At 66.3% G+C, this 4,500-nt stretch carries 6 protein-coding genes; all 6 read right to left on the bottom strand.

Going from position 1 to position 4,500, the window contains the following annotated elements; translation table 11 throughout:
* On the bottom strand, nt 1–224 hold a 224-nt coding region (locus tag AC1DOC_RS20665; protein ID WP_177474967.1), incomplete at its 3' end, for a tripartite tricarboxylate transporter permease.
* Between the two features lie 15 nt (nt 225–239).
* Nucleotides 240–728 (bottom strand): tripartite tricarboxylate transporter TctB family protein, encoded by a 489-nt coding sequence (locus AC1DOC_RS20660; RefSeq protein WP_012746399.1) that lies wholly within the window; start codon nt 726–728, stop codon nt 240–242.
* Between the two features lie 116 nt (nt 729–844).
* Nucleotides 845–2,632 (bottom strand): type IV pilus assembly ATPase TfpB, encoded by a 1,788-nt coding sequence (tfpB, locus tag AC1DOC_RS20655; RefSeq protein ID WP_478130394.1) that lies wholly within the window; start codon nt 2,630–2,632, stop codon nt 845–847.
* Nucleotides 2,629–3,411, bottom strand: coding sequence for a spermine/spermidine synthase domain-containing protein (locus AC1DOC_RS20650; protein ID WP_012746397.1), 783 nt, complete (start codon nt 3,409–3,411; stop codon nt 2,629–2,631). Before AC1DOC_RS20650 ends, tfpB begins: the two co-directional genes overlap by 4 nt.
* Complete coding sequence (locus AC1DOC_RS20645; RefSeq protein ID WP_307593563.1) at nt 3,411–3,938, bottom strand: DNA-deoxyinosine glycosylase; 528 nt, start codon at nt 3,936–3,938, stop codon at nt 3,411–3,413. The genes AC1DOC_RS20650 and AC1DOC_RS20645 overlap by 1 nt, the downstream gene beginning before the upstream one ends.
* 78 nt (nt 3,939–4,016) lie before the next feature.
* The gene (locus AC1DOC_RS20640; RefSeq protein WP_012746395.1) at nt 4,017–4,433 is read right to left on the bottom strand and encodes a hypothetical protein; all 417 of its coding nucleotides are present in this window, start codon (nt 4,431–4,433) and stop codon (nt 4,017–4,019) included.
* Between the last annotated feature and the right edge of the window lie 67 nt (nt 4,434–4,500).

The following is a 4,500-nucleotide window of genomic DNA, read 5'->3' as shown; positions in this document are numbered from 1 at the left end:
CCGCCGTACTGCGCGCCGTAGTAGATGCCGGCCAGCATGATCAGCGCCGACACGGGCGGCAGCGCGTAGGTGGCGGGCAGCAGCATCGCGATGGTCGCGACCGGGCCGATGCCCGGCAGCACGCCGATCAGGGTGCCCAGGATGCAGCCGACCAGGCAGTACAGCAGGTTGGTGAAGGTAAAGGCAACGCCAAAACCCATCGAGAGGTGTTCAAACAATTCCATTTGCGCGCTTTCTTCTCAACCGGTGATGAAGGTCGGCCAGACCTGGATCTGCAGCTTCAGCGCCCAGATGAAGGCGACATAGCTGCCGACGGCCAGCACGGTGGCCAGGATCAGCACGCTGGGGAGCTTGAACTCATGGCCCGCCAGGCTCGAGATGATCACGAGCGCGTAGATGGCGATGATCATTCCCATGGCCGGCACGCCGAGGCTCGGCAGGCCGCCCAGCAGGATGCCGAACGCGAGATTGGCGCCCAGGATGAACACGACCTGCTTCCAGGCCCACTTGCCGATCTTTTCGCCGTCGGTGGTTTCGACGGTCAGGCCGCTGAACATGATCCCCAGGCCGATGACGGCCATCAGGATGCCCAGCATCAACGGGAAATAACCCGGCCCCATGCGGGCGCCGCTGCCTACGCTGTAGGTGGTGGCGCCCCATGCGAACGCCACACCTACGACCGTAAACATCAGACCCGAGAAAAAGTCTTTCTGACTCTTGATTTTCACGAACAGTCTCCTCGAACAAATTTCGATGCGAGATTGTCTAGTCAGCTAGTGGTCAGCTCGATGTGGATTCCACTAACCGAAAGCCTAGGGATAACCCCGGGGGGCCGGCCGCTGCTTCATTCCAGCGGCGGCGTTGCGCTCAGCACTTCCTCGATGGTGGTGACGCCTTCGGCGATGCGCAGCGCCCCGGCCAGGCGCAGCGGGCGCATGCCGTCGATCACGGCCTGGCGGCGCAGCCCGGCCAGGTTGGGCTCCTTGGTGACCTGGGCCTTGAAGTCCTCGCTGATGCTCAGCAGCTCGTACAGGCCCATGCGGCCCATGTAGCCGGTCATGCGGCAGTCGACGCAGCCCACGGGCTTGTAGGCGCGCACCGAACCGGTGATCTGCCAGGGCTTGACGATGGTCTCGAGCTTCTCGCGCGTGACCGTGTCGTCGGGCTGCTTGCAGTTGGGGCACAGCGTGCGCACCAGCCGCTGGGCCAGCACGCCGAGCATCACGGCGTTGATGAGGTAGGAAGGCACGCCGAGTTCCATCAGCCGCGTGATGGCGCTTGGCGCGTCGTTGGTGTGCAGCGTGCTGAACACCAGGTGGCCGGTGAGCGCGGCCTGCACCGCCATCTCGGCCGTGGCAAGGTCGCGGATCTCGCCGACCATGATGATGTCCGGGTCCTGCCGCATCAGCGCGCGCAGGCCTTCGGTAAAACCGAAATCGAGCTGCGGCYGCACCTGCGTCTGGTTGAACGAAGGCTCGATCATCTCGATCGGGTCTTCCACCGTGCTCACGTTGACCTCTTCGGTGGCCACGCGCTTGAGCGTGGAGTACAGCGTGGTGGTCTTGCCCGAGCCGGTGGGCCCGGTCACCAGGATGATGCCGTTGGGCCGCGTGACGAGCTGCTCCCAGCGCTGTGCGTCGTGCTGCGCGAAGCCGAGCGCGTCGAGGTCCTTCACCGCGGTGTCGGGGTCGAAGATGCGCATCACCATCTTCTCGCCGAAGGCGGTCGGCAGGGTGGAAAGGCGCATTTCGACTTCGTCGCCGCGCATGTTGCGCGTCTTGATGCGGCCGTCGAGCGGGCGGCGCTTCTCGACCACGTCCATGCGGCCCAGCAGCTTGATGCGCGACACCATCGCGTTCATCACGCCCATGGGCATCTGGTAGGCCGGGTGCAGGATGCCGTCGATGCGAAAGCGGATCACGCCCTGCTCGCGCCGCGGCTCCAGGTGGATGTCGCTCGCGCGCTGGTCGAAGGCGTATTGCCAGAGCCAGTCGACCACCTGCACCACGCTCTGGTCGTTGGCATCGAGCTGCTTGGTGCTCTTGCCCAGCTCCACCAGCTGCTCGAAGCTCGCGCCGCCGGTGTTGCCGCCGGCCTTCTGCGCGGCGCGCACCGACTTGGCGAGCGCAAAGAACTCGGCCGTGTAGCGCTGGATGTCGGTGGGGTTGGCCACCACGCGGCGCACGGTGCGGCGCGACTGGCGTTCCACCTCGGCGATCCAGTCGGTCAGGAAGGGTTCGGCCGTGGCCACCACCACCTCGTTGGGCAGCACCTGCACCGGCAGCACCTTGTGGCGCTCGGCGTAGGCCGCGCTCATGGTGTCGGCGACCTTGCCCACGTCGACCTTGAGCGGATCGATGCGCAGGTAGGCAAGCCCGGCGCGGCCGGAGAGCCACTGCGTGAGCATTTCGAGGTCGAGCGGCTTGCCGTCGCTCTCGCGCGTCATGGCCACGTTGGCCAGCCGCACCAGCGGCGCCTGCCGGCTCTCGGCCTGGGCGCAGCGCGCGATGGTGCGCTTGGCTTCCACCGGAGAAATCACGCCGTCGGCGGCGAGCCATTCGATCAGGCGGCGCAGGTCGAGCGGGCCTTCGTGGCGGGCGGCCAGGGATGCGGGGGCGGAAACAGCGCTCATGGGCCGGACGGTCGGGTGAGGGTGGGATTCAGCGGTTTGAACACGCGCAGCCATTTGGGCGCGGGCAGGGCCCATCGAGTCTGGATCGTTTGGGCGCGCTCGGCAAGGGCTTCGCGCTTGGGCCGGCTGGGTGCGCGCTGCGCCAGCACCACCGTGTTGCCTTCGCGCGTCGGCTTGAAGGCCCAGACCGCATCGGCGCCGAATGCACCGGCGATTTTCTCGAGGCTGCGCTCGTAGCTCGACGAGCGGCCGAAGAGATTGACCGTCATGCAGCCGTCCTCGGTGAGCAGCGCGCGGCAGTCGGCGTAGAAGTCTTCGCTGTCGAGCACCGGCGCGGCGGCTTCATGGTCGTAGAGGTCGACCTGCAGCGCATCGACCGTGCCCTGCCATTCGGGCTTGCGGATCTCCTGCGCAGCATCGGCAATGACCACGCGCAGCTTCGGGTCGTCGGCCGGCAGCTTGAACCAGCCGCGGCAGGCCGACACCACCTGCGGATTCAGTTCCACCGCGGTGGTGCGCATGCGCAGCGTCTTGCGGCAGAACTTGGTGAGCGTGGCCGCGCCGAGGCCCAGCTGCATGGCATGGCGGCTGGCCACGCTCTTGGGGTCGGCGAACAGCAGCCAGGCCATCATGCGCTGCACGTATTCGAGTTCGATCTCGAACGGCGCGTCGAGCTTCATCGAGCCCTGGACCCATTCGGTGCCCAGGTGCAGGTAGCGGATGTCGCCCCAATCGGAAAAGTTGACTTCGGGGAGAACGGGAGTTTTGCTCGTGGCCATCAAAGAAGGTGGTGGGCGTCGAAAACCTTGCGCCAGGCTTCGAGCTTGCGCTCGAAGCTCCACGACGCGTTGGCGGGGCTGGTGGAAGGCAGCTGGTAGACCGGCACCCCGAGGGTGCGCGTATGGCGCGCATGCTTGAAGCTCTCGCCGCCGTTGTGCGCAATGGCCGCGAGCCGGGGCAGGTGCAGGCCCGCGATGTCGTTGGCCACGGGCGCGCGGATGGCGGAGTCGAGGCTGCCTTCGCGCTCGCAGGCCGCGTACACGTCCCACACGCCCAGGCCGCGCTCGAGCAGCCACTTTTTCTTCTCGGGATAGCTGTCTGCGCCCATGGGGAGCGGATGGTGGGGCCAAACGGCTTGCAAGATTTTCCAGAACTGATTTTGCGGATGCGCATAGTACTGCTGCAGTTCGAGCGAGCGCACGCCCGGGAAGCTGCCCAGGATCAGTACGACGGTGGCGGGCGAGACGATGGGGGCCAGGCCCGTGAGCACGGGGCTGCCGGTGTCGGATGCGGTGGGTGGGTTCATGGACAGGCTCTATCTTGGCACTGTCGCCCGCCCATGAAAAAACCCGCCGAAGCGGGTTCTTCCGAAGGCATATTCCGATTACTTCTTGGCGGCTTCGTTCTCGGCGGTGCCGGGCACCTTCTCGCCGATCGCCTTGCCGGCGCTGCGCATGCCGTCGGCCGTCTTGTGGCCGGCGGTTTCAACGGCGTCGCCGGTCTTGGCAGCCACGCTCTTGGTGGCATTGGTGGCCTTCTTGGTGGTGCGCTTGGTCGCGTTCCAGGCCTTCTTGGTGCCGCGCTCGGTGGCGTTCACGGCCTTCTTGGTCGTGCGCTTGGTGGCATCGACCGCGTCCTTGCCGGCTTCCTTCACCTTCTCGGTGGTGCTGGGCTCCGCGGTGGCTGGCGCCGGCGCTGCGGCGGCCGGAGCGGCGGTGGTCTGGGCCACGGCGGACACGCCGATGGAGGCCAGCGCGAGGGCGAGCACGACAGGCACGGTGCGGATGAAAGATGTGTTCATGCGAAAGCTCCTTTTGGGATGAGATGCTGGAGTGACGAACTTGCCACTGGACAAGAAACGCCGCTTC

Source organism: Variovorax sp. 01T439_2, assembly GCF_056398445.1.
This window is presented reverse-complemented; position numbering and strand designations above follow the sequence as displayed.